Below are 23,795 nucleotides of genomic sequence, written 5' to 3' on the forward strand. Positions count from 1 at the left end.
CCAGGCTTTGACTGTCAGCATCAACTATTCACTTGACACTCAACTAAACTAAATTCCATTAGATTGGCAGTCAAGGCAGGATTTTTGCATACGCAAAGGGTACCACAACAGATGAGCAGTACGATAAGTATTGCTATATTTGTTTTAAACCCAATCACTCTTGAAACTGAAAATCAACAAAAGAAAACTCTTTCGGCGTTTTGTTATTACCATTATATCCATTTTGGTATTCATCGTGTTACTAATCCTTAGCTTAAGACTTCCCGCCGTTCAGAACTTTGTTAAAGACAAACTGGTTGTTTACCTAGAAAAGAAAATCAAAACCAAAGTAAGCCTGGAAAGAGTATACATAGGATTTCCTAACAGTCTTGTGATGGAAAACCTTTATTTAAAAGGTCAGAATATCGATACTCTTCTGGCAGTAAAAAAGCTTGACGTAGGGCTGAATATGATCAAACTGATCAGTTCTACTGCAGACATTACATCCATTGACCTCGAAGGAGCCCGCGCGAATGTCGTGAGAAAACCGGACGGAACATTCAATTTCGATTATATCCTCGATGCCTTTGCTACAACAGACAAAGAAGAAAGTCCTTCAAAACCTTTTATTATTTCATTAGATAAAATCAAACTTAAAGATATCGGTGTTACGTTTAATGATCAGCAGTCGCGTAATGATATCAAAGTTTATTTCAAATCTTTTGATACGAGGGTGAAAACTTTTGATCTTCAGAATAATTCTTATGCCGTTAATGATATTAATCTGGACGGCCTGAAACTTAAACTCAAGCAAGATCTCGTAGAAGAAGTTTCCAAAAAAGTTGAAAAAAAAGTAGATTCTCTCAACAATAAAAAACCGATGCAGCTTGGATTGAAAGGTATAAAACTCACCAATTTCGATATTGATTACGGGGACGACAATACCAGAACTTTCGCTAAAGTTTTATTTAAAGAGCTCAGCACAAGAGTAAACAAACTTGATCTTGAAAATAACGCTTATGATGTTGACAATGTATTTCTTTCCGGAGCCAACATCAATGCCAATCTTTATCTTCCGGCTAATAATGCCAATCCCAAAAATGATGAATCTAAAGATCCTAAAACGTCCGAACAGCAGAAAGCACTTAGTCTTTTGTTGGGAAAACTTGTTGTTAATGACGTAAAAGTAGCTTATAACAATACTGCAATCGCTCCTACAAGACAGGGCATGGATTTTAACCACCTGAATTTTTCAAAGCTTAATGTGGAGGTGAGAAAATTCAAAATGCAGAACAATACGTTTGCCGGATCGGTAAATTCTGCTGAAATTCAGGAAGCAAGAGGATTAGATATCCGGGAATTCAATACCGATTTTGTCTACAATGAAAAAGAAGCTTATTTAAAAGATCTTTACCTGGAAACTTCAAGAACAATTTTGCGTGATGAGGTGGTTTTAAATTATAATTCTATCGAACAGCTCTCTTCAAATCTTGGAGCTGTTAAAATTTCAGCAAATATTAAAGATTCAAAAGTAGGTTTTGCGGATATCCTGAATCTGGCTCCTAATTTAAGAAATATTGCACCATTTAACAGATACCCAAATGCTGTGTTAAATGTTAATGCCAACGTAAAAGGAAATGTAAATGACCTTCTGATCAACAATCTTAAAGTATCAGGTATTGATCAGCTGAGAGTAGCAGCATCAGGAAGAATTAAAAACGCTACCAATCCCGACAATTTATATTACGATCTGAGAATTGCGGAATTGTCTTCTTCAGCGAGAACGATTTACAATCTGGTTCCAAAAAACACGATACCTTCCAATATTGCCCTGCCTTCCAATATGAGCATTAAAGGAACAGCAAAAGGCACAACTAAAATCGTAGATGCCAACCTTAACCTCTACTCTACTTCAGGAAATGCATCCATTGTAGCCAAAGTGGATATGCGCAGGAAAAACCGCGAACTGTATGATGTAAAAGCCAATCTTCAGGGATTACAGATCGGAAGAATTATTAAAAACAAGGACATCGGTTCTGTCTCTGCACAGATTTATGCGAAAGGAGAAAGCTTCGATTTCAAAAATGCCAATGCAGACCTGAGAGGACATGTTGCATCCGCAGTGTACAAAGGTTACCGCTATCAGAATATGAATCTTACCGGAAAAATACGACGTGGCGCTTACAATATTGTTTTAAATTCCAAAGATCCTAATGCCAACATGCAGCTTACGGCATCCGGAGTGTATAACGAAAAAAATCCTACGGTAAAAGTAAACGGAAATATATTGAAACTCGATCTTAATAAACTGGGATTCTATAAAGACCAGATGATTCTCGCAGGGAAAATAGACGGAGATTTCACCAATTTAGATCCGGACCACCTAAACGGATATCTGAATTTAAAAGATTTTGCTTTCTCGGACACCAAAGAAATTTATCCTGTTCAGGAAATCAACTTAAAAGCATCATCAACTGCTGATTCTACCAACATCATTTTCAATTCGCAGATTGCGGATGTAGAACTGAGAGGAAAATACAGACTTACCCAGATATTCGGAGCTCTAAGCCAGACAATCAACCAATATTACCAGTTTCAGAAACCGGCGAAAAATGAAAAGATCGAAGCGGGACAGTTTTTTACTTTTAATGCTAAAATTAAAAATGATGATCTCATCAGAAAATTTGTACCGGAGCTGAAAAGCTTTGAAACCATCAATATTACAGGAAATTACGATGCTGATTCCCAGAAAATAGAAATTGACGGGCAGATTCCGCAGGTTTTATACGGTGAAAATTCTATTGAAAATGCAAGATTGCAGGTTACGAATGAAAATCAGGCTTTACAATATAATCTGAATGTTGCCGCATTAAAGAGCTCAAGCTTTGCTTTAAATAAAGTAAATATTGGAGGAGATATTGCGCAAAATATCATCAATTATAATATTACCACAAAAGATGCGAAAGACGAAACGCAATTCCTGATTGCCGGGAATGCAAAATCGATGAATGATATCACAGAAATTTCCCTCAATCCGGATGGATTAAAACTCAACTATACAAACTGGACTGTAGCCGAAGGCAATAAAATCCAGATCAGCAATGCCGGTATTCTCGCGGATAATTTCAGGCTCTCTAACGGAGGCAGTGAGATTCTCTTACAATCCGAAACGCAGTCTCCGAACGCACCGCTGAATGTTTCACTGAAGGATTTTAAGATTGAAACCATAACCGAGCTTATTAAAAAAGACACCTTACTGGCAAGAGGAAATATCAACGGAACTGCCCAATTACGGAATCTGACCAAAAACATGACGTTCACTTCAGATTTAAATATCTCAGATCTTATTGTTTACGAAAACCCTGTAGGAAATCTTGCCGTAAAAGTTAATAATACCTCACCAAATATTCTTAATGCGGATATTGCCCTTTCCGGAAATAATAATGACGTAAAAATTGTCGGAGATTATAACACTTCTTCAAGCACGTTTGACCTTAATATGGCCATCAACCAGCTTCAGATGAAATCTGTACAGGGCTTTTCGATGAACGCCATCACCAATACGGAAGGTTATATTTCAGGAAATCTGAAAATCACCGGAACAACTGCTCAACCGAATATTTTAGGTAAAGTAAAATTCAATAATGCCGGATTAGAAATTGCGAAAACTGGAAGTGACTTCAGGAATCTTGATGATGAAATTGATTTTACGAGCCGAGGAATTGAATTCACCAATTTCAAAATTAAGGACAGAGACGGAAATTCTATGAATATTGACGGACAGGTTCTTACCCAGACGTACAGAGATTTTGCCTTCAATCTTGATCTGAATGCCAAAGATTTCAAGGTGGTGAATTCAGAAAAATCCAATGAAGCGATAATGTACGGCGTTCTTTCCATAGACGCTGCATTGCAGGTTCGCGGAAATCTGGATCTACCGAAAGTTGACGGAAGATTAGCCGTTGCAGACAATACTGATTTCACATTTGTCCTTCCACAGTCATCTCCCACTTTACAGGAAAGAGAAGGCATTGTTGAATTCATTGATCAGGATCAGGTTGCTCTAAATAAAACCATCAAGGCAGATTCTTTAGATTCCCAAAGCAGAATTAAAGGAATGGATGTAAACGTCAATATTGAGCTGAGCAAAGAAGCGAAACTTTCATTGCTGATTGATAAAGCAAACGGAGATTTCGTAAAACTTCAAGGGGAAGCAGAGCTTACGGGCGGAATTGACCCTTCAGGGAAAACAACTTTAGTAGGCGTTTATGAAGTGGAATCCGGAAGTTATGAAATGTCTGTAAGCGTCTTAAAGAGAAAATTCGATATCCAGAAAGGAAGTACCATTACTTGGACCGGGGAACCGACCACTGCCACTCTTGATATTACAGCCGTCTATAAAACGGAAGCTGCCCCTATTGATCTTGTAGAACAGCAAATCAGCGGCGAAGAAGCATCAACACTGAATCAGTTTAAGCAAAGAATCCCTTTCAATACCTTATTGAAAATGCAGGGTGAATTGCTGAAACCTGTTATTACATTCGATATTACTACCGATGAGAAAAACAACGCTGTTTCTTCCAATGTTACCGATATCGTAGACCAGAAGCTGGCACAGCTGAGAACCCAGGAATCTGAAATGAATAAGCAGGTTTTTGCTTTATTGTTACTGAACAGGTTTATTGGTGAAAATCCTTTTGAATCCGGAGCCGGACTTTCCGGAGAAATGATGGCAAGACAAAGTGTGAGTAAAATTCTTTCCCAGCAACTGAATAATCTTGCTTCTGATCTTATCAAAGGAGTTGATCTTAATTTCGACCTGGAATCCTCAGAAGACTATTCCACAGGAACCCAAAATACCAGAACCGACCTGAACGTAGACATCAGTAAAAAACTGCTGAACGATCGTCTGAAGGTTTCCGTAGGCAGTAATTTCGGACTGGAAGGGGAAGCGCGCCAGAATGAAAACATGACCAACATCGCAGGAGATGTTACGGTAGATTACAGTTTATCCAAAGACGGAAGATATATGCTTCGGGCATATCGTAAGAACGAATATCAGGTAGCACTTCAGGGACAGATTGTGGAAACAGGATTAGGGTTTATCATTACGCTGGATTATGACAAGTTCCGGGATATTTTCAAAAGATCGGGAAAGGATAAAAAGCAGAAGGTAACGAGAAAAAATAACCAAAACCAAGTTGTAGAATTTAAATAAATGAAAAAAAATTATCAGACCTATTTCAAATATATCATCACATTCGGAATGGCTTCTGTTGCGGTTTCCTGCAATACGAGATACCTGAAGGATGGCGAAATGCTTTATACGGGAGCAGAAATCAACATTGAAAATGATACGGTTTCCAAAAAAGAGAAAAAAGATCTTAAATCTGCCCTGGAAGCCAATCTTACTCCCAAACCCAATTCCAGTTTTTTAGGATTAAGGCCAAAACTTTTCTTTTATAATATTGCCAAAGAGCCTAAAAAAGAAAAAGGATTCAATTACTGGCTGAAATACAAAGTGGGTGAAAAACCTGTACTGCTTGGTGATGTAGACCGTGAATTCAATAAAGACATCATCGAAAATTATTCTGAAAACCAAGGATATTTTAATGCTAAAGCTACTTATGATACGGTGTCCCATAACAGGAAAGCAAAAGTAATTTACACTTTACGGCCGGGAGCAAGATATCTTATCAGCGATGTGAAATTTCAGCAGGATTCAACACTGGTTAATCAGGAAATTCAGAATCTTACCGGTAAAACGTTACTGAAAAAAGGACAGCCTTTTGATCTTGACGTTATCAAATCCGAAAGGGAACGCATTGACAACGGCCTGAAGGAACGCGGTTTTTATTACTTTCATCCCGACAATATTATTGTTCAGGCAGACAGTACGGTAAGTAAAAACCACAAGGTGGAACTGAATGTAAAATTGAAAGACAACACTCCGGATCTTTCCACCCAACAGTTCAGTATAGATAAAGTAGTTGTTTTCCCGAATTATAATATCCGGGACGTGAAAGAAGGGAAATACAGCGTCCCTATGAATCCGGATTCCCTTCAGAAGTACGCTCATGAAGACATCTATGTGATCGATCCTGAACATAAATTCAAACCCAAAATTTTTGACAGGGCTCTGTATTTTAAAAGAGGAGACCTTTACAACCGTACCAATCATAATCTTACGTTGAACAGACTGATCAGTTTGGGGGTATTTAAATTTGTAAAAAATGAATTTGTTGTTTCAGATTCTTTGCAGCATAAATTTGATGCCTATTATTTATTAACTCCGCGCGAACTGCAGTCGCTCCGCCTGGAAGCATTAGGAAGAACCAATTCCGCCAACTATGCGGGAAGTGAGCTCAATCTGAACTGGACCCACAGGAACTTTTTCAGAGGTGCGGAACAGTTCAAGGCATCTGTGTATGGTGCATTTGATGTGCAGATCGGCGGACCGGAAAATGCCAAAAATATTTTCAGGGCCGGAACCAATGTGCAACTTTCCATCCCGAGAATTGTGGCGCCATTCAGATTTAATTCTTCCAGTGCATTTGTCCCGAGAACTAATATCACGCTGGGTTATGAATTCCAGAACCGCACGGAATATTACACGCTCAATACCTTCAGCGGTTCCTTCGGATATGTTTGGAAAGAAAATGCAAGAAAAGAACATGACCTGAAAATCCTGGACATTACCTATGTTTCTCCGGCCAATGTTACGCCTTTATATAGAGAGCGATCAGCAGGTAATGATGCAATGCAAAGAGTTGTTGAAAAACAGCTGATTTTCGGGCCTACTTATTCCTACACTTATACCAACACCATGTTGCCGAAGGCCAATACGATTTATTATAAAGGAACCCTTGATCTTGCAGGAAATATTACAGGCCTTCTGACAGGGGCGAATGTTAAAAAAGATAAAGAGAAAAGTATTTTTGGAGTCCCATTCAGTCAGTACGCCAAAATTGAGAACGACTTCAGGTTTTACCATAAATTCAATGAAAAAACATCTCTTGCAACCCGTGCTATTGCAGGAGTTGCCTATCCTTATGGAAATTCAGAATACATTCCTTTTTCAAGGCAGTTCTTTTCCGGAGGAAGCAACAGTGTAAGAGCATTCCGGGCGAGAACGTTGGGTCCGGGAAGTTTTGATCCCAGAACCATTCCTGAGGGATTCTACTTTGATCAGTCCGGTGATGTGAAACTGGAATTAAATGCTGAATACCGTGCGAATCTATACAAATTTCTGAATGTTGCCGTTTTTGCTGATGCGGGAAATATATGGTTAATCAATGATGATCCCCAAAGACCGGGTGCCAAGTTTTCCAAGGAATTTTTAAGTGAAATTGCCGTAGGAGCCGGAGTTGGTCTGAGACTTGATTTCTCTATTTTAATTCTGAGACTCGACCTCGCAATGCCATTGAGAGTGCCTTATTATGAAAGGGGCGACCGCTGGACTTTTGATAAGATTAATTTCAGCGATTCCAACTGGAGAAGAGATAATCTTATCCTGAACATTGCAATCGGGTATCCTTTCTAAATTTTTATACATGATAAAAAGAATAAAATTTTTCTGGGAAGCACTGCGCGAAACATTTAAAAAATGGAACGAATCTTCAGCATCCAATGACTCTGCGAGCCTGGCATATTATGCTATTTTCTCTATTCCAGGTCTGCTCATCATCATTATCTGGATCGCCGGTAATTTCTTTGGTGAAGAAGCGATACGCGGGCAGATCACAAGCCAGATCAGCGGTATTATGGGACAGGACGCTGCCAAGAGTGTCCAGGATATGATTGCGGGAGCTCTGGTGGATAAGGAAAATATTTTTATGAAAATTATAGGAATCGGCTCTCTGGTATTCGGTTCTACTACCTTATTTTTCCAGCTACAGCGCTCGCTGAACAGCCTTTGGGATGTGCAGCCCGCTCCCAAAAAAGCGTTCGTGAAATTTCTTCTGGACAGAGCCAATTCATTAGGAATGATCCTTATTTTAGGCTTTTTGCTGATGATCACCATGGTTCTTGCTTCTTTGATCAGCCTTCTTAATAACTGGATTACCAATTATTTCGGTGTAGAAACATATGTACTCGTAGAACTTATCAATTACATTATCGGGTTTGTTGTCACAATGATCCTTTTTGCTTTAATGTTTAAGGTTCTTCCGGATGTAGAAATCAGCTGGAAACCTGTATGGCGAGGCGCTTTTCTTACCACTGTTTTATTTACATTAGGAAAATTCCTGCTGAGCCTTTATTTCGGAACGGCAAAACCAACCTCGGCATTCGGTGCGGCGGGGACGGTAATCCTGATTATGATGTGGATCAATTATTCCTGCATGTTGATTTTCTTCGGTGCAGAATTTACCAAAATATACGCCCTGAAAAGAGGCTTCAGGATCATTCCTTCCAAACATGCAAAATGGAGTGATGCTAAATTGTATGAAGAAAGCATTCAAAATAATCCATAAACAAAATCCTCCGAATTCAGGAGGATTTTTTATTGGCTTACGCTTTCTTTTTGAACTCAGCCAGCTTCAGGGCATCTTTAATCATTTTACCCGGTCGGAAAATGGTTTTTACCGTTTTGATACTGGAAGCATTTACTTCTTCCGCTGTATTTCTCCCTTCGCTGGAACCACCTGCCTGTAGCGTAAAATATTCACCAACATAGACAATCTTACCATCGGCTACATCGTCTGCAATTTTAGAAAACGTGCTTTCGAGAACGGCGAGAATATCGGCTTTTGATACCGTAGAAACTGAGGCAGCGTGCTTCGCAAGATCTGCAAGAGTAGTTTTCCCGTCGCCAATGATATTGGCATAATACTTTGGAGGATTGTTGGGCTGCTGAGGGTTCTTTTTAGGAACAACATTGAATGTTATAGGCATTTTTTTTAATTATTTGTGTTAAACAATATTTTAATAGCAAAACTAAATTAAGAAAATTTTGAATATTTGTTATTAATCACTATGCTTATTTTAACACAAGTCTTGAAGTTCTGATTTAGCCGATTTCTTACAGATCTTCAAAGAGAAATTAACACATTAGTCATAGAAGAATTTTTGATAAACCTTGAAAACATTTCAGAACACATCAGAAAAAAATCAAAGATGTTTAAAAACTTATATGCTCTAAAATATTCGCAGCACTTTATACTTAATCTAATGTGGCTTAAGTGTTAAATGCTTTTGCGACTAAAGGTATATTGTTAAGAAGTTGCTTTTTGATATAATAAAAAACGCCCGGACGTTTTAATAAAAAGATACGCACGTTTTGCTCAAAAGATACGGACGTTTTAAATAAAACGTCCGTATCTTTTTATATAGTTGTTTTGGGGTGTCTATAAAAGCTCCCTTTTATTTCTTCAAAAGCTTCTCTATGAGCTTGTTTTGTGATTCGATAAGATAAGCTATCTGTTCCTGGTTTTCAGGATGCTTTCGATGAGTTCCAGCGACTGCATATTGAATACAGGATTATATTGATTTACAGCAGCAACGGCATGATCACTAAAGTCATTATTACTCATAATGTTGTTTACTGAATCATTTAAAAGATCATTAATATCTACTTCCAGCTCATCAGCAATTTTTTTTAATAACATTGAATTAGGAATACTTTTATCCGATTCTATATTAGAAATTGTACTTTGGGTAACGTCTAAACGCAGTGCCAGATCGTCCTGGGATAATCTTTTGGCTTCCCTGTATTGTCTCACCTTAGTTCCTAAACTCATCATATTAATATTTTAATAAAAAATATTAAAATATTAATGATCTCAGAAATTTTTTTTCTTTAGATTTGCCGCACAACTATAGATTGGTTTTTATCTCTTTCCAACCTTACGGATAAAACATGCATCTATAGGTAAGAATTAATTTAGTACACAACAAATGCAAATGATGAGAAAGAAAATTTCATGGCTGTTTTTATTGACAGTATTCCTCACGCTTTTTTCCTGTAGGAATGAAATGGAAACCACCAACGATTCCCCGGGAAAGCACAATCCGCAATATTATGTTTCCCTAAAGAAATTCCTTACCATAACGAGGGTAAGCAAAAAAGAGGTTTTCAACACCTCATCTGCACATGGAAGGGCGTCTTCAGAAGATTTTGAAATCGATACTACGGCGATAAGGCAAACCATAAGGAACCAGAATGTTACGGCCTTCTCCTTCCGCGTGCATCCCAAAAAAGAAGGCATAGTAGAAACAGAAGACGGGAAAGAAACCTTCTACAATATGGCTTTTGTAAAGAAAGACGGTACCTGGCAAAAAGAAATCTACCAGTATACTGTTTCCGAAGGATGGCTCTCTTCTCTAAAGGCAATGCCTAATGCCCCTTTTAACGGGAATATTACCCGAATTTACCCTTCGGGCGCTCAAGCAAGGGCTTACATCTGCGGTTTTTCTGCCACCCCGGCCTTCCATTGCTACGCAGGGCATACCGATCCTAATGACGGAGACTGCGGAGATTGCTGGCACTGGAATACCACTTCCATCTGGTGTGATGACAGTACAGTGGGGGGCCCGGATCATCCCACAAACGGGGAAATCGGGGGCGGAGGCGGAAGTGCAGAAAACGGAAATGACGGTTTTGATATGAACTTACCTCCGATGTTGCAAAACGACTCTGATTGTGATAAGGCAAAGACAATCTATAATAATACCGCTGTAAAATCTCGGTACGAATTATTGAAAAGCCATACAAGGGATGCACAAGAGACCGGATATGGCTTTAAAGTAATTTCTGCTAACGGTATCACAACCACTCAAACAGAACCTCTAAACCCGGATACAGTAAGTCCGGATAGAATGAGAATACTTCTGCAGCCTTCCAGCTTCGGTTATGTACATACCCACATCGAAAAGGCACAGCCAAAATTGGCTGTAAAAATATTTTCTCCGGCAGATATTAATACCTTCTTGGCTTATCTTCATAATGCCAAACAAAATAATACTTCTCTTGGTAATATTTTTGGGGGCTTGCTGGCTGAAGAATATAATGGAAGCGGAACAGAATTTTTTATCTACCAGCTGCAATACAATGGTGACGGGACAGATTTGCCTCCAGAGTTAACAGAGGAACAAAAGGAGACATTTAAAAACGATTATTTACAGGAAGCCACAAAATACTTAACAGAAGATTTTGATATTAGCCATTATAATATGCAAAAATTGTTTTTCAAGACATTGAAGCAAATAAATCTTAAAAATTGTGTTCTGTTTAAAATTAAAAATGGCATAAGAAAAAAGATAACGCTGGACGAAAATGGAGACCCAAAAGAAGAAATATGCGCATAAACTCAAAAAATATATTATGAAAAGATTACTATTACTATTTATATTATGTATTTCTTGTTCCTATCCTATGGCACAGGAACAAATTCTACCATTAGAAACTAAAGGTGCTTCAGCTGAGGGCGCATATTATAAAGATTTAGATCATGAACTTGATCCTTTTTTAGGAACTTGGCAAGGAATCTTTCAGGGAAAAACATTTATTATTACATTTAGTAAGATTAAAAGATTTAATTCGCTAGGTAATTATTACAAGGACACAGTAATAGGGAAATACAAAATGTTAGATTCGGGTGGAAATGAATTATATTCTACATATAATTTGGCAGGCAATAAAACTAAAATTTCTAGTATTGCCTTTATGGATTATAAAACAAAGCTTTGGCTTTCATTTACAGATAAATGCATAGAAGGAGATATCTTAATTCATTTTACTAATTATGAAAAGACACAATTGTATTGGAAATATATTACCAACCAAACAATTGTAACAGACGATTCGCAATGTGCCCCTTTCAATGAGATGCCTAGAGGAGAGTTTGTAATGAACAAGCTTTAATATGAAAAGCTTACTATTACTATTTATACTGTGCATTTCTTGTTCCTATCCTAAGGCACAGGAACAAATTCTACCATTAAAAACAAAAGGAGAAAGAATGGAAGGTGCATATTATAAAGATTTAGATCATGAACTTGATCCTTTTCTAAGAACTTGGCAAGGAATCTTTCAGGGAAAAACATTTATTATTACATTTACTAAAATTAAATACTACAGTTCATTTAGTGATTATTTCCAAGATTCAATAATCGGCAAATATAAAATGTTGGATTCAAATGGAAACTTATTATACTCGACATATAATCTTACAGACAATAAAGTAAAAATTTTAAGTATAGGCTTTAAAGACTATAAAACAAAACTATGGCTTTCATTCACTGATAAATGCATAGAAGGAGATATCTTAATTCATTTTACTAATTATGAAAAAACACAATTGTACTGGAAGTATATTACAAACCAAACAATTGTAACAGACGATTCACAATGTGCTCCTTTCAATGAGATGCCCAGAGGAGAGTATGTAATGAACAAGCTTTAACATGAAATTATTGTATAAATTGGGTGACTCAAGTATTTTCACAAATTTTTAACAGTTAAAAAATTGTCCTACACAAACAAAAGAGACCGTTTCACCAGTTGTGAAACGGTCTCTTTTTAATTTTATTCTTATCTAAGTACAAAAATAGAATCTGCTAAACTATTTTTAATCCAAATTACTAGTTGAAAATTACATTAATTTACATTCTGTTTACCGTTTCTATTCCCAGCAAGCGTAAGGATTTTCTTATTGTTTTCGCGGTAAGATCAGACAGATTTAATCTGATCTGCTTTATATTTCCATCTTCCTGAATCATAATAGGATTGCTCTGATAAAAAGAGTTGTAGGTCTTTACCAGATCATACACATAATTGGCGATCAGTGCAGGGCTTAATACCTCTGCCGCTTTTTGAACGACAACTTTATAATTGGCCAGCTGCATGACCAATGCCTTTTCATATTCGTTCAATGAAACATTCCGAACTTCTTTATACTCAAAATCTGCTTTAGCCAGCAATGACTGAATACGGGCGTAGGTATACTGAATGAAAGGTCCGGTATTTCCATTAAAGTCAATACTTTCTTCCGGATTGAAGAGCATTTTTTTCTTCGGATCCACTTTGAGCATGAAATATTTTAAGGCACCCATTCCTACATTTTCGTAGTTTTCAGCTTTTTCCTCTGCCGTTAAGTTTTCCAGCTTCCCAAGTTCTTCCGCTGCTGTTTTTGCGATATTGTGCATTTCCTGCATCAGATCATCTGCATCTACTACCGTGCCTTCACGGGATTTCATTTTACCGTTCGGAAGCTCAACCATTCCGTAAGACAAATGGTACAGCTGGTCTGCCCATGAATATCCCAGTTTTCCTAAGATTTTAAACAATACCTGGAAATGATAATCCTGTTCATTTCCAACGGTGTAAATTAATTTCTGAATATCATTTTGCTTAAAACGCTCTACTGCAGTACCCAAATCCTGGGTCATATACACGGAAGTACCGTCTGAACGTAATAATAATTTCTGATCAAGACCTTCATCCGTAAGGTCACACCAAACGGAACCATCCTCTTTCTGATAGAGCACTCCTTTATCCAATCCTTCCTGAATAAGATCTTTTCCTAAAATATAGGTATTGCTTTCGTACTGAACCTGATCAAAATCTACTCCCAGTCTTTTATAGGTATCGGCAAATCCTTTATATACCCATGAATTCATTTCATTCCAAAGGTTTCTTACATGCTCATTGCCGTTCTCCCAATCGAGAAGCATCTGTTGAGCTTCTTTCATCAAAGGAGCCTCTTTTTTAGCCTGATCTTCGGACATTCCCTGAGCCAGAAGCTCTGCAATTTGCAATTTATATTCCTGATCAAATCTAACGTAATAATTTCCTACGAATTTATCACCCTTTATGCCGGTAGAATCCGGCGTTTCACCGTTTCCGAATTTTTCCCATGCCAGCATTGATTTGCAGATATGAATTCCTCTGTCATTGATGATCTGTGTTTTGATCGCTTCATAACCTGCTTCTTCAAGGATCTGAGAAACAGAAAAGCCTAATAAATTATTTCTGATATGCCCCAGGTGAAGCGGTTTATTGGTATTCGGTGATGAATATTCCACCATTACTGTTGAATCCTTTTTTTCTACAGTGTCAAAGTTTTCCGCTAAAGCGCTGAAATTATCAATAAAGAATTGATTTTTAACTTTAACATTCAGAAATCCTTTCACAACATTAAAACTTTCCAGAAGTTCGGTTTGTTCCGTTAAAGCCTGCCCCAGTTCAGTACCGATGGTTTCCGGATTTTTTTTCAGTTGTTTTACCAAAGGAAAAGTGACGATGGTAAAATCGCCCTCAAACTCTGTTTTATTTTCCTGAACTTCCAGCATAATTCCTTTCAGTTGATAGACATTGAGGATTATTTCCAGAAGTTTTTCTTCTATTATATTTTTAATATTCATTATCTGTTATTTAAAAACCTGTCGTTCTTATTCTCAAATGCAAATATACGGAAATAAAAAAACCGCCCGGAGGCGGATTAAATATGAATGTTAACTAATGTGCTTAAAATTAAAACTTGTCCCAGAATATTTTGGTCGTTAACTTGTCACCTCCAATAGCAGCTGAAGCAGCAGACCAATTAGATCCATTGACAGATTGTTCCCTAACAGGATATGTCATTCTTACCGGAACTTTGCCACCTGCTTCAGGAGCAGCTGTAGAAGGAGCAGATAAAATCGGATAATCCAATCTTCTATAAAAGTTCCAAGATGTTTGCCCTTGATTAAAGAAAGCTGCCCAAGCTTGTAAACCTATAGACTCTTTCCAATTACCAGCATTATAAGGATGTGCTGCTAGATATGCAGAAGCATCTGCAGAAGCTATTCCCCATTCATTCATTGAAGCCTGAACAGCAGTTGCATAAGCCGTTGCAGGAGCTGAAGTACCCCATCTAGCTGCAGCTTCAGCAAGATAGAATGCTACTTCTGTGTAATTCAAGATAATACCCGGATGGTCTGGTTCATGTGCAAATTCTCCAATCCTAGAATATACATCAACTTCGCCTGGCTGACCTACATCTTGTCCTAGATATTCATCGTCTTCATTCAGCTGATAATATACTGATATTCTTGGATCTGCATTAGCTTTTAAAAAATTAACAAAAGGGGCTGCAGCAATATAATCATCTCTACCGCTAGCTACTAATGCATCGTAAAGAGGATTATAATTCGGAGAAGCCGTTTGGTAAGGTAATTGGCAATTGTCTCCTGCAGAAGTCATTACTCCGCCTGCTATAGCATTTGCTACAGTAGATTGTGCTAGTGAAGGATTAGAGTCAGCAATAGCAATACCTAATTTTAACAATAAAGAATTCCCAAACTTTTTCCATTTTGCGGTATCTCCCTGATAATAATAATCACCTGCGCCAAAAGAACTTCCACTGGTAAGCGCCAGCACATCGTCTTTAGCTCTTTGTATTAGAGAACTGTATATTGTAGCTGCATCATCATAAACTGGAAGAGGATATGCATCTAATTGCAATGCTTGAGAATAAGGAATATTTCCAAATGTATCCACTAAATTTTGATAGGTATATACCATCATTAAATCTACGATTGCCAATTGATTCTTTTTTGTCACCGGCCATGTTGATACTTCTGCAGCAGCAGGTGTATAAGCTTCAATCAGGCCTTTAGCCTTGCTCAGATTATTAAGCACCTGAACATAATTATCTGTCCAAATGTTATTTGAAACGTTTCTGTTAACAAAGTCATAATTACTTTCATTAACATATGTTGTTTCTTGCCAATATTGCATTGTTAATCTAAAGTTATTTTCATTAACACTTGGAGTATTAACATAGTCTGATAAAGATTTTTGAGCATAAGATACTACAGATTCAGCAGTTGTAGTATATGCAACGTTTGGATCTTCATTAATGCTATCGTCTACACTACAGCTATTTAGCAATAGCATTGAGAATAAGCTGCCTATTATTATTTTTTTCATTTTTTCCTGTTTAGAAGTTAGCTTTTAAAGTGAACGCAATATTACGAGTTGTTGGCATAGGTCCTGACTGATACCCTTGGATATTTCCTGATGATAAACCAGCTTCCGGATCAGAATAAGGTAGGTTTTTATGGATAATCCATAAATTAGTTCCAACTAAGCCAACAGTTAAATCCCTCAAAAAAGTTGAGCCCAACAAGCTGTCTGGTAATTTATAGCTAATTGAAACTTCTCTTAATTTAACAAAGCTTGCATCATAAACAAATGCTGCTGGTGGCGGGTCTGTCCCTAAAACCTGACTTGATTGTGATCTATCTAACCTTATCGTGTTTGCCACAAAATTATTAGGATTAGTAGGGTCAACCATTACACCTGGTAAAATCACACCCCCACCGTTAGCCAGCGTATTTCTGACAGGATTTCCTAAATCATTCAATCCAACCGAATCAGGATAAATACCCGTTCCGTAACCATAAAATTGATCTAATGAAAATACTTTTCCTCCTTGTTTAAAATCAATTAAAAAGCTAAGAGAAAAATCTTTAAAGGTAAGGCTATTCCTTAAACCTCCCATCCATTTTGCCTGGAATGAACCTAGATTATTATCTGATGAAGCCGTAGATAAATATGCTCCGTTACTACCAACAATTTTTTGTCCGTCAGGTGAGTAAACAAAATCTGCTCCCCAAATAGTACCATAATCATATCCTAACGGCGCATTAATAGAAACTCCCCCTTGTAAACTTCCTAATTGTAGATTTTCAATTCCAGGAGCCAATTCTGTTACTTTAGTGTTAGGATTTGCCCAATTAACATTGATATCCCATGTAAAGTCTGTTGTTTTAATAGGCATTATGTGTCCCGAAATTTCAAATCCTTTAGTTTCTAACGTTCCTGTGTTAGCAACTCGATTTGAAAATCCACTACTTGTAGTAACTGGTAATTCCAAAATCTGATCGAATGCTCTGTTTCTATACCAAGACACATCAAATCCGATTCTATTTTTTAAAAATTCCATATTTAGTCCAAGCTCAATATTGTTTAACCTTTGCGGTTTAATTGCCTGGTTCCTTGCCAGTGTACTTGATGCGTACATTGGACTTGTAAAAGGATTCTGAGCTATATATCTATCTCTGATGTTATCAGCATTTGTATCAGATCCGACTAGTGCATAAGCGGCTCTTAATTTACCAAAAGATAGCCAGGATTGATCTATTAAGTTGGAAAAGACAAAACTTCCTGACACAGAAGGATACCAATATACATTATTATTATCCGGTAAGGTACTAGACTGATCTCTTCTAACCGTTCCCTCAATATAGTAAGTTCCTTTATATCCAACGGAAGCTTGAGCAAATGCTCCAAATATTCTTTTTTCAGTAGAAACTATAACTGGTAGTGCTGGAGCTGATACAGAGTTACTTATTGTATATAACCCTGGAATATAGAGCCCTCCAGATGTTGATTGTTGATTTGATTCAAATGACTGAACATTTAAATTAGTTCCTAACAAAGCATTAATGTTAAAATCTCCAAGATTTTTTTTGTATGTCGCTATAAAATCATAATTGGTTTCAGAAGCATTATAGTTTGATAAAGCATAGCCGGAAGGCTGATCGACATCATTTAATCCAAAAATTGCTGCAACTGAACCAACCGCTCTTCTTTCTTCCACTTTCATTGTATAACCATCTCTACCAACTCTTGCCAATAAATTAATATCCGGTGTAAGATCGTAGTTTAAACTTGCATTGATTGCTAATCTGTCTCTTGCATCAGTTTGATAGTTTTCATATACCTTAAAATAAGGGTTATCCCAATATTGAGGTGCAATGTTAGTAATACTTCTTATGTTCCATGTATAATTCTGGCGAGACAAATTATATAAAGCTTCTTGCTCCTTCAAATCTACATTGGTAGCCCACCATTGTCTAAAGTTTGACATTATGTTATCTCCATATCCGGTAGAATTTCTTCCTTGTGTTCTTTGAGTAACAAAATTTGTGTATAAGTTAGCCGTTAGTTTATCTGTAAATTTATAGCTTGCATTTCCTGAAAAATTATTCTTGTTTAATTTACTATTAGGCATTATATCAGTTGCATAAGTATTTCCATAAGAGAATCTATAAGTTGCAACATCATTTCCTCCGTTTAATGAGATATTATTTACAGTATTTGTACCAACATTGAAAAATTCTATTGGTCCATTTTCTGCCACTCTCCAAGGTGTCCTTTGTCCAAAAGTTGGTGATCCCGGGATAAATGCTCCATATTGCCAAACTAACTGACCATTATATGCTGATCCATACGAAGCATCATTTCCAAATACCACTCTCGGAGTGCCTTGATATAATGTGCTACTAAAACTTGTGCCTGTATATCCCTGTCCGTATTCTGTTTGATATTCTGGAAAAGTTTCCTTATCAATTGAAGAAACGGTAAAAGAAGAGTTAAACTCTACACCTATTCCTTTTTTCCTTTTACTACCCTTTTTTGTGGTAATTATAATAGCTCCGTTCTGAGCTCTGGAACCATACAAAGCCGTAGCTGCGGCTCCTTTAAGCACGTTAATAGTTTCAATATCATTCGGGTTTATATCCGATGCCGTATTTCCATAATCATACCCCGCTCTACCAGTTACCTGATCTGTCGAGTTTAAATTACTATTTAAGATAGGAACTCCATCAACAACAAATAAGGCTTGATTATTTCCTTTTAGGGATTTAAAGCCTCTCAAAACAACATTGATTGACCCACCAAAATTAGTTCCTTGTTTAATTTCTAAACCTGCAACTTTTCCCGATAAATTATTCAAAAAATTTGTAGTAGGAGCAGTACTAATATCTTCTCCTTTTACTTCTTGAGAAGAGTACCCCAAAGATTTTTTTTCTCTTTTGATTCCCAGTGCGGTAACAACCACACCTTCGATGTCTTGCGTTTTAACTGTATCACTCTTTGGCTGTACCTGTGCTATAGCAAAAGACGATGACAGTACGGATGCAAGTACACCCATTGTTAGTTTCTTCATATCTAATTAAATTTTGCTAAACAAAGTTTAAAAACTTTCTTAAAATGGCAAAAGAAAATTGATAAAAATTAACAATTATTCAAAAAAAAACACTTATCCCTTTAAATAAATCATAATATTTTGTTAATTATATTTTTTTTAACAAATAGCATACAATGTAATGGATTTTAAATTATATATAAAACAATTTTCTCTAATTGTTATTTTCTATATTTATTTGTGATGAAAAAAATATCCATAATAAGTGATAAACAATATGTTACAATTTAATATTTCACTAATAAGAAAACGAAAAATAAACAACATACCATGCACTGCATATAATTTATTTTTAATATTTCTTAATTTTAACATTTAGACTGCTAAAATAAATTTTAAAATTTGATTAAATACAACACTCTTTTGTTAATGATAATTACCCAAACTTTTTTACTTTTTTCATTGTTTTTTAATTCATATAACTACAAATAAATTAACTTTAATTTTTTAATTTTACAACGTTAATTTAGAACAACAGACATGGATTTACTTAAAAAATGGTCGGTTTTTTACGTTGAAGCAGGATGCGATGAGGTAGGCCGGGGCTGTTTAAGTGGTCCGGTGGTAGCAGCAGCAGTTATTTTGGATGAAAATTTTAACCAAAACATGGTGAATGATTCCAAGAAACTGAATTTTAAGACAAGAATGGATCTCGATCAGTATATAAAAGACAATGTGAAAGATTATGCGATTGCTGAACTTCCTGCCGGATTTATAGATGAACATAACATTCTTAATGCAAGCATCCATGCGATGCATCAGGCTTTGGATAAGCTTAGTATACGCCCCGAACTTATTCTGGTAGACGGAAACCGGTTCCACCCATACAATTTTATTCCCCATCAATGTATTGTAAAAGGCGATTCGAAGGTTTTATCTATTGCCGCGGCTTCTATTTTAGCGAAGAATTACAGAGATAAATTAATGATTGAACTTCATGATGAGCATCCTGAATATGGATGGAATACAAATTTCGGTTATGCAACGAAAAAACATCAGCAGGCATTAGTAGAATTTGGACCAACAAAGTATCACAGAAGATCATTTCGTTTGGATTACAGCATTCAAGATGAGTGTCTTGATTAAGTTATTAATAAAAAAAGAGAAGCATTTGCTTCTCTTTTTAGTTTTATTGAATTATTTCTTTTTATTTTTTTGCTGCTCCTGATATTTTTGTTGCTCCTGAGCCTTTTCCATCATTTCTCTCATTCGTTTCTGAAACTTTCCTTCAGTTTTTGGCTTTTCTTTATTAGCCTGAATCTGCGCATGAATTTTTTTCTCATCCAGGATGACATATTTAATCACAAGGATAATTAAGATATTAATGGCATTTGATACAAAATAATACCATGAAAGACCGGATGCAGAAGTGTTCAGGAAGAATAAGAATGTAACCGGGAAAATATACATTAATACTTTCATATTCGGCATTCCTTCCTGTTGAGGCTGCTGCATATTTCCTGAAGTCATAATGGTATAAATTAAAATCACAATGGTACATGCAATCGCAAAAATACTCAGGTGATCTCCCAGGAAAGGAACTTTAAACGGCAATTTAATCAAATCATCATAAGCCGTTAAATCTTTTGCGAACCAGAACCCCTGTCCTCTCAAATCAATAAAATTCGGGAAGAAACGGAATAACGCGTAGAAAATAGGAATCTGCACCAAGGCCGGCAAACATCCCGCCATCTGGTTAACTCCGGCTTTACGGTAAACTTCCATTGTGGCCTGCTGTTTTTTCATTGGGTCGGCATCTTTCAGTTTTGCATTCACCTCATCGATTTCAGGACGAATTACTCTCATCATGGCACTCAGCTTGTGCTGTTTGTACATGATTGGAGACAAGATCAGTTTAACAATAATCGTCATCAGGAAGATTACCCAACCTGCTGTAATTCCCCAGTCGGCAATGATATTGTACATCGGAATGAAGAAATAACGGTTCATTGCACCAATGAAAGACCAGCCTAGAGGAAGAATTTCGTCAAAATTTTTATCGTAAGATTTCAATAAAGGTAAATCCAGCGGCATAAAATACCATGTGAAATCCTGGTTCAGCTCACTTCCCGTCATCTGTACAAAACCTTCATAATTCAGTTTTTTCAGATATTCTCCTTCTTCAATCGTTTCCTGGTTTCCCTTACTTTGGGTAAATCCTGTTTTAGATTCAATTACAGAAGCAAAGAACTGCTGTTTTACCCCGATCCAGTTCAGGGTTTCCTTATCTTCTTCCATCGTCGTCCTTCCGTCATAATCATAATTTTTATAATTATTAAAGGCGTAGGAGAATTCCGAGTGAGACTGTTCCTGAGCTCTACCCTTTTCAAGGTTTCTTACATTGTAATCCCAGATAAAATCAGCTTTGTTATCCGAAGTAATTTTTGCAAGCCCCTGTGTTCTTACTTTAAAATCAAGCGTATATTTCGGAAGTAAAGTATAAATAAACTGAATAACAGCACCATTATAATTTGCCGTCATCGTTACCGCATTTCCATTAACTGTAGGAGAAAATACAAGATCTTTTGTATTGATTACTTTTCCTGTTTTATCTTTAAACTGAAAACCGTAATTCGAATTATTTTTTGTGATTAAATAAAGCGGAAGATCTGCCTTATCTGTTTTATGATCGTATGCTTTATACTCTGCAAGCTCCACTTTCGAAACCTGTCCTCCAAGACTGTTGAATTCTACCTTCAGTTCTTTGTTGGAAAGATTGGCTGTCTGAATAGCATTCGGAGTTACATTAGGATTGATATTGTTTGCCTGAGATGGTTTTACGGCATTTTTTACCTGCTCGGTTTTTTGTTGTTCAGCCTTTATCTGTTCTTCCTTGGATTGTTTATTCTGAAAATAAAACATAAATCCGAAAAGCACCAAACATAAAACCGCAAAACTGATAATCTGACTTTTATCGAGTCCGTTGTTCTGTTGCATTTTATTTTAATTAATTTTTTACCTGTTTAAATTTAATGTATATCAAACTGATTTACATTTTTTCGAGTCGACAAAAATACTGTTTTTTTATCAAACCTCTATACAATACTGTGTTACTATATAATAAACTCAGGCTGAGAATAATCAGTCTGAGTTTATTATAAAGACGTTTTCAGTAATAAATTACTTTATAAAACTATAAACCTTCAAGGTTTTCAAAATCTTGAAGGTTTCTCATATCTTAATTATTTCGATGTACAAGCTTTAATGAAAGCCCTGAATAATGGGTGCGGTGTTGCAACCGTACTCTTATATTCCGGATGATACTGTACGCCTACATAAAAAGGATGGCCCGGCATTTCAAGCGCCTCAACCAATCCCGTTTCAGGATTTGTACCCGTTGCCAGGAAGCCGTTCTTTTCAAATTCACCGATATAGTCACTGTTGAACTCGTATCTGTGACGATGTCTTTCTGTGATGTTTTTAGCTCCGTAGATGTCATTTAACTTAGAACCGTTTTTCAAAGTACATTTCCATGCCCCTAGACGCATAGTTCCACCTTTATCTACTACATTTTTCTGTTCCTCCATTAATGAAATCACAGGATGTTCCGTGGAAGTATCGAACTCCATGGAGTTGGCTTTTGTATAACCTAAAACATTTCTGGCAAATTCAACGGTCATAATCTGCATTCCCAGACATATCCCCAGCATCGGAACTTTATTTTCCCGTGCATACTGAGCGGTAAGAACCTTTCCTTCGATCCCCCTGTCACCGAAGCCCGGCGCAATAAGAATCCCGGAAACACCGGCTAGCGTTTCTTTAATATTTTCGGCCGTTAAATCTCCACTGTATACCCATCTTATTTTAACTTCCGTTTCAAGATCTGCCCCTGCGTGTTTAAAAGCTTCCGCAATGGAAATATAGGAATCCTGAAGAGATACATATTTTCCAACCAAAGCAATTTCCACTGATTTTTTAGGGTTCTGGAATTTTTTTAAGAATGATTTCCAATCTTTCAGGTCCGCTTCTTTATCACTTTTAAGATCTAGTTCTTTGAGAACTACATCGTCAAAATTCTGTTTCTGAAGATACATCGGAACTTCATAGATTGTTTCCAGATCTTTACACTCAATTACATTATCCAAAGGGACATTACAGAACTGAGCCAGTTTTGCTCTCTGATCTTTCGGGATTTTATGTTCGGTACGGCAAACCAGAACATCTGCCATAATTCCGCTTTCCATTAACTGACGAACAGAATGCTGCGAAGGTTTTGTTTTTAATTCTCCGCTGGAAGCAAGATATGGTAACAATGTTAAATGAATTACCATCGAATTATTCTCACCAAGCTCCCATTTTAGCTGACGAACCGTTTCAATATAAGGTAAAGATTCTATATCTCCCACAGTTCCTCCGATTTCTGTAATGATAATATCGTAGTTCTGTTTGGATAAAATTTTAATTCTTCGCTTAATTTCGTTGGTGATATGAGGGATAACCTGAACTGTTTTTCCAAGAAAATCTCCTTTTCTTTCCTTTTCAATGACCGTCTGATAAATTTTGCCGGTAGTAACATTGTTGTTTTGAGAAGTAGGAGCATCAAGATAACGCTCGTAATGACCTAAATCCAGATCCGTCTCCGCACCATCTTCGGTTACATAACATTCTCCATGTTCATAAGGATTCAATGTTCCCGGGTCGATATTGATATAAGGATCAAGCTTTTGAATGGTTACGTTGAAGCCACGTGATTTTAGCAGAAGTCCCAGAGAAGCAGAAACGATTCCCTTTCCCAAAGATGAAGTTACACCTCCTGTCACAAAGATGTACTTTGTATTCTTTTTACTCATTAGATTAGGTTTGTGCAAAGTTATGGGAAAAAGAAATACAAAGCAA

Annotated in this window: 14 protein-coding genes; 7 read left to right on the plus strand and 7 right to left on the minus strand. The window is 36.7% G+C overall.

Annotated elements, in window-relative coordinates; genetic code table 11:
* Positions 1-160 precede the first annotated feature (160 nt).
* From M0D58_RS08350 to M0D58_RS08360, 3 genes are read left to right on the plus strand one after another with little or no spacing between them, the layout of a single operon-like run.
* Positions 161-5,197: a translocation/assembly module TamB domain-containing protein gene (locus M0D58_RS08350; RefSeq protein ID WP_248394904.1), complete on the plus strand. Its 5,037-nt coding sequence runs from the start codon at positions 161-163 to the stop codon at positions 5,195-5,197.
* A complete protein-coding gene (tamL, locus tag M0D58_RS08355) occupies positions 5,198-7,522 on the plus strand; it encodes a translocation and assembly module lipoprotein TamL (protein WP_248394905.1) in 2,325 nt (774 codons plus the stop codon).
* A gap of 10 nt (positions 7,523-7,532) precedes the next feature.
* Positions 7,533-8,453, plus strand: a complete 921-nt coding sequence (locus tag M0D58_RS08360) for a YihY/virulence factor BrkB family protein (RefSeq protein WP_248394906.1) — start codon at positions 7,533-7,535, stop codon at positions 8,451-8,453.
* 37 nt (positions 8,454-8,490) lie between these two features.
* Here M0D58_RS08360 and M0D58_RS08365 read toward each other — a convergent pair whose 3' ends face one another.
* Together M0D58_RS08365 and M0D58_RS08370 are read right to left on the minus strand one after the other, a co-directional pair.
* Positions 8,491-8,874 (minus strand): HU family DNA-binding protein, encoded by a 384-nt coding sequence (locus M0D58_RS08365; RefSeq protein ID WP_248394907.1) that lies wholly within the window; start codon positions 8,872-8,874, stop codon positions 8,491-8,493.
* A 521-nt stretch (positions 8,875-9,395) separates the two neighbouring features.
* Positions 9,396-9,722 (minus strand): helix-turn-helix domain-containing protein, encoded by a 327-nt coding sequence (locus M0D58_RS08370; protein ID WP_248394908.1) that lies wholly within the window; start codon positions 9,720-9,722, stop codon positions 9,396-9,398.
* 160 nt (positions 9,723-9,882) lie between these two features.
* On the opposite strand from M0D58_RS08370, the gene M0D58_RS08375 reads away from it, so the two are divergent.
* From M0D58_RS08375 to M0D58_RS08385, 3 genes are read left to right on the plus strand one after another with little or no spacing between them, the layout of a single operon-like run.
* Entirely contained in the window at positions 9,883-11,286 is a 1,404-nt protein-coding gene (locus tag M0D58_RS08375; protein ID WP_248394909.1) for a hypothetical protein, read from the plus strand.
* 16 nt (positions 11,287-11,302) lie between these two features.
* The gene (locus M0D58_RS08380; RefSeq protein WP_248394910.1) at positions 11,303-11,842 is read left to right on the plus strand and encodes a DUF6705 family protein; all 540 of its coding nucleotides are present in this window, start codon (positions 11,303-11,305) and stop codon (positions 11,840-11,842) included.
* Position 11,843: 1 nt separating this feature from the next.
* Complete coding sequence (locus M0D58_RS08385) at positions 11,844-12,383, plus strand: DUF6705 family protein (RefSeq protein ID WP_248394911.1); 540 nt, start codon at positions 11,844-11,846, stop codon at positions 12,381-12,383.
* 199 nt (positions 12,384-12,582) lie between these two features.
* Here the strand turns inward: M0D58_RS08385 and argS are convergent, their stop codons facing one another.
* From argS to M0D58_RS08400, 3 genes are all read right to left on the minus strand, one after another.
* Positions 12,583-14,343 (minus strand): arginine--tRNA ligase, encoded by a 1,761-nt coding sequence (gene argS, locus M0D58_RS08390; RefSeq protein WP_248394912.1) that lies wholly within the window; start codon positions 14,341-14,343, stop codon positions 12,583-12,585.
* Positions 14,344-14,452: 109 nt separating this feature from the next.
* A complete protein-coding gene (locus M0D58_RS08395; RefSeq protein ID WP_248394913.1) occupies positions 14,453-15,892 on the minus strand; it encodes a SusD/RagB family nutrient-binding outer membrane lipoprotein in 1,440 nt (479 codons plus the stop codon).
* Between the two features lie 10 nt (positions 15,893-15,902).
* Positions 15,903-18,920, minus strand: coding sequence for a SusC/RagA family TonB-linked outer membrane protein (locus M0D58_RS08400; protein ID WP_248394914.1), 3,018 nt, complete (start codon positions 18,918-18,920; stop codon positions 15,903-15,905).
* A gap of 519 nt (positions 18,921-19,439) precedes the next feature.
* On the opposite strand from M0D58_RS08400, the gene M0D58_RS08405 reads away from it, so the two are divergent.
* Entirely contained in the window at positions 19,440-20,045 is a 606-nt protein-coding gene (locus M0D58_RS08405; protein ID WP_248394915.1) for a ribonuclease HII, read from the plus strand.
* A gap of 51 nt (positions 20,046-20,096) precedes the next feature.
* Here the strand turns inward: M0D58_RS08405 and yidC are convergent, their stop codons facing one another.
* Positions 20,097-21,896, minus strand: coding sequence for a membrane protein insertase YidC (yidC, locus tag M0D58_RS08410; RefSeq protein WP_248394916.1), 1,800 nt, complete (start codon positions 21,894-21,896; stop codon positions 20,097-20,099).
* A 245-nt stretch (positions 21,897-22,141) separates the two neighbouring features.
* Positions 22,142-23,749 (minus strand): CTP synthase, encoded by a 1,608-nt coding sequence (gene pyrG, locus M0D58_RS08415; protein ID WP_248394917.1) that lies wholly within the window; start codon positions 23,747-23,749, stop codon positions 22,142-22,144.
* Positions 23,750-23,795 lie beyond the last annotated feature (46 nt).

Origin of the sequence: Chryseobacterium nepalense (assembly GCF_023195755.1) — a bacterium.
GTDB lineage: Bacteria > Bacteroidota > Bacteroidia > Flavobacteriales > Weeksellaceae > Chryseobacterium > Chryseobacterium nepalense.

What these genes read in the sequence shown, in the direction of transcription:
- tamL (WP_248394905.1), top strand. Translation starts at nt 5,198, where the DNA reads ATGAAAAAAAATTATCAGACCTATTTCAAATATATCATCACATTCGGA.
- M0D58_RS08360 (WP_248394906.1), top strand. Translation starts at nt 7,533, where the DNA reads ATGATAAAAAGAATAAAATTTTTCTGGGAAGCACTGCGCGAAACATTT.
- M0D58_RS08365 (WP_248394907.1), bottom strand. Translation starts at nt 8,874, where the DNA reads ATGCCTATAACATTCAATGTTGTTCCTAAAAAGAACCCTCAGCAGCCC.
- M0D58_RS08370 (WP_248394908.1), bottom strand. Translation starts at nt 9,722, where the DNA reads ATGATGAGTTTAGGAACTAAGGTGAGACAATACAGGGAAGCCAAAAGA.
- M0D58_RS08375 (WP_248394909.1), top strand. Translation starts at nt 9,883, where the DNA reads ATGATGAGAAAGAAAATTTCATGGCTGTTTTTATTGACAGTATTCCTC.
- M0D58_RS08380 (WP_248394910.1), top strand. Translation starts at nt 11,303, where the DNA reads ATGAAAAGATTACTATTACTATTTATATTATGTATTTCTTGTTCCTAT.
- M0D58_RS08385 (WP_248394911.1), top strand. Translation starts at nt 11,844, where the DNA reads ATGAAAAGCTTACTATTACTATTTATACTGTGCATTTCTTGTTCCTAT.
- argS (WP_248394912.1), bottom strand. Translation starts at nt 14,343, where the DNA reads ATGAATATTAAAAATATAATAGAAGAAAAACTTCTGGAAATAATCCTC.
- M0D58_RS08395 (WP_248394913.1), bottom strand. Translation starts at nt 15,892, where the DNA reads ATGAAAAAAATAATAATAGGCAGCTTATTCTCAATGCTATTGCTAAAT.
- M0D58_RS08400 (WP_248394914.1), bottom strand. Translation starts at nt 18,920, where the DNA reads ATGAAGAAACTAACAATGGGTGTACTTGCATCCGTACTGTCATCGTCT.
- M0D58_RS08405 (WP_248394915.1), top strand. Translation starts at nt 19,440, where the DNA reads ATGGATTTACTTAAAAAATGGTCGGTTTTTTACGTTGAAGCAGGATGC.
- yidC (WP_248394916.1), bottom strand. Translation starts at nt 21,896, where the DNA reads ATGCAACAGAACAACGGACTCGATAAAAGTCAGATTATCAGTTTTGCG.
- pyrG (WP_248394917.1), bottom strand. Translation starts at nt 23,749, where the DNA reads ATGAGTAAAAAGAATACAAAGTACATCTTTGTGACAGGAGGTGTAACT.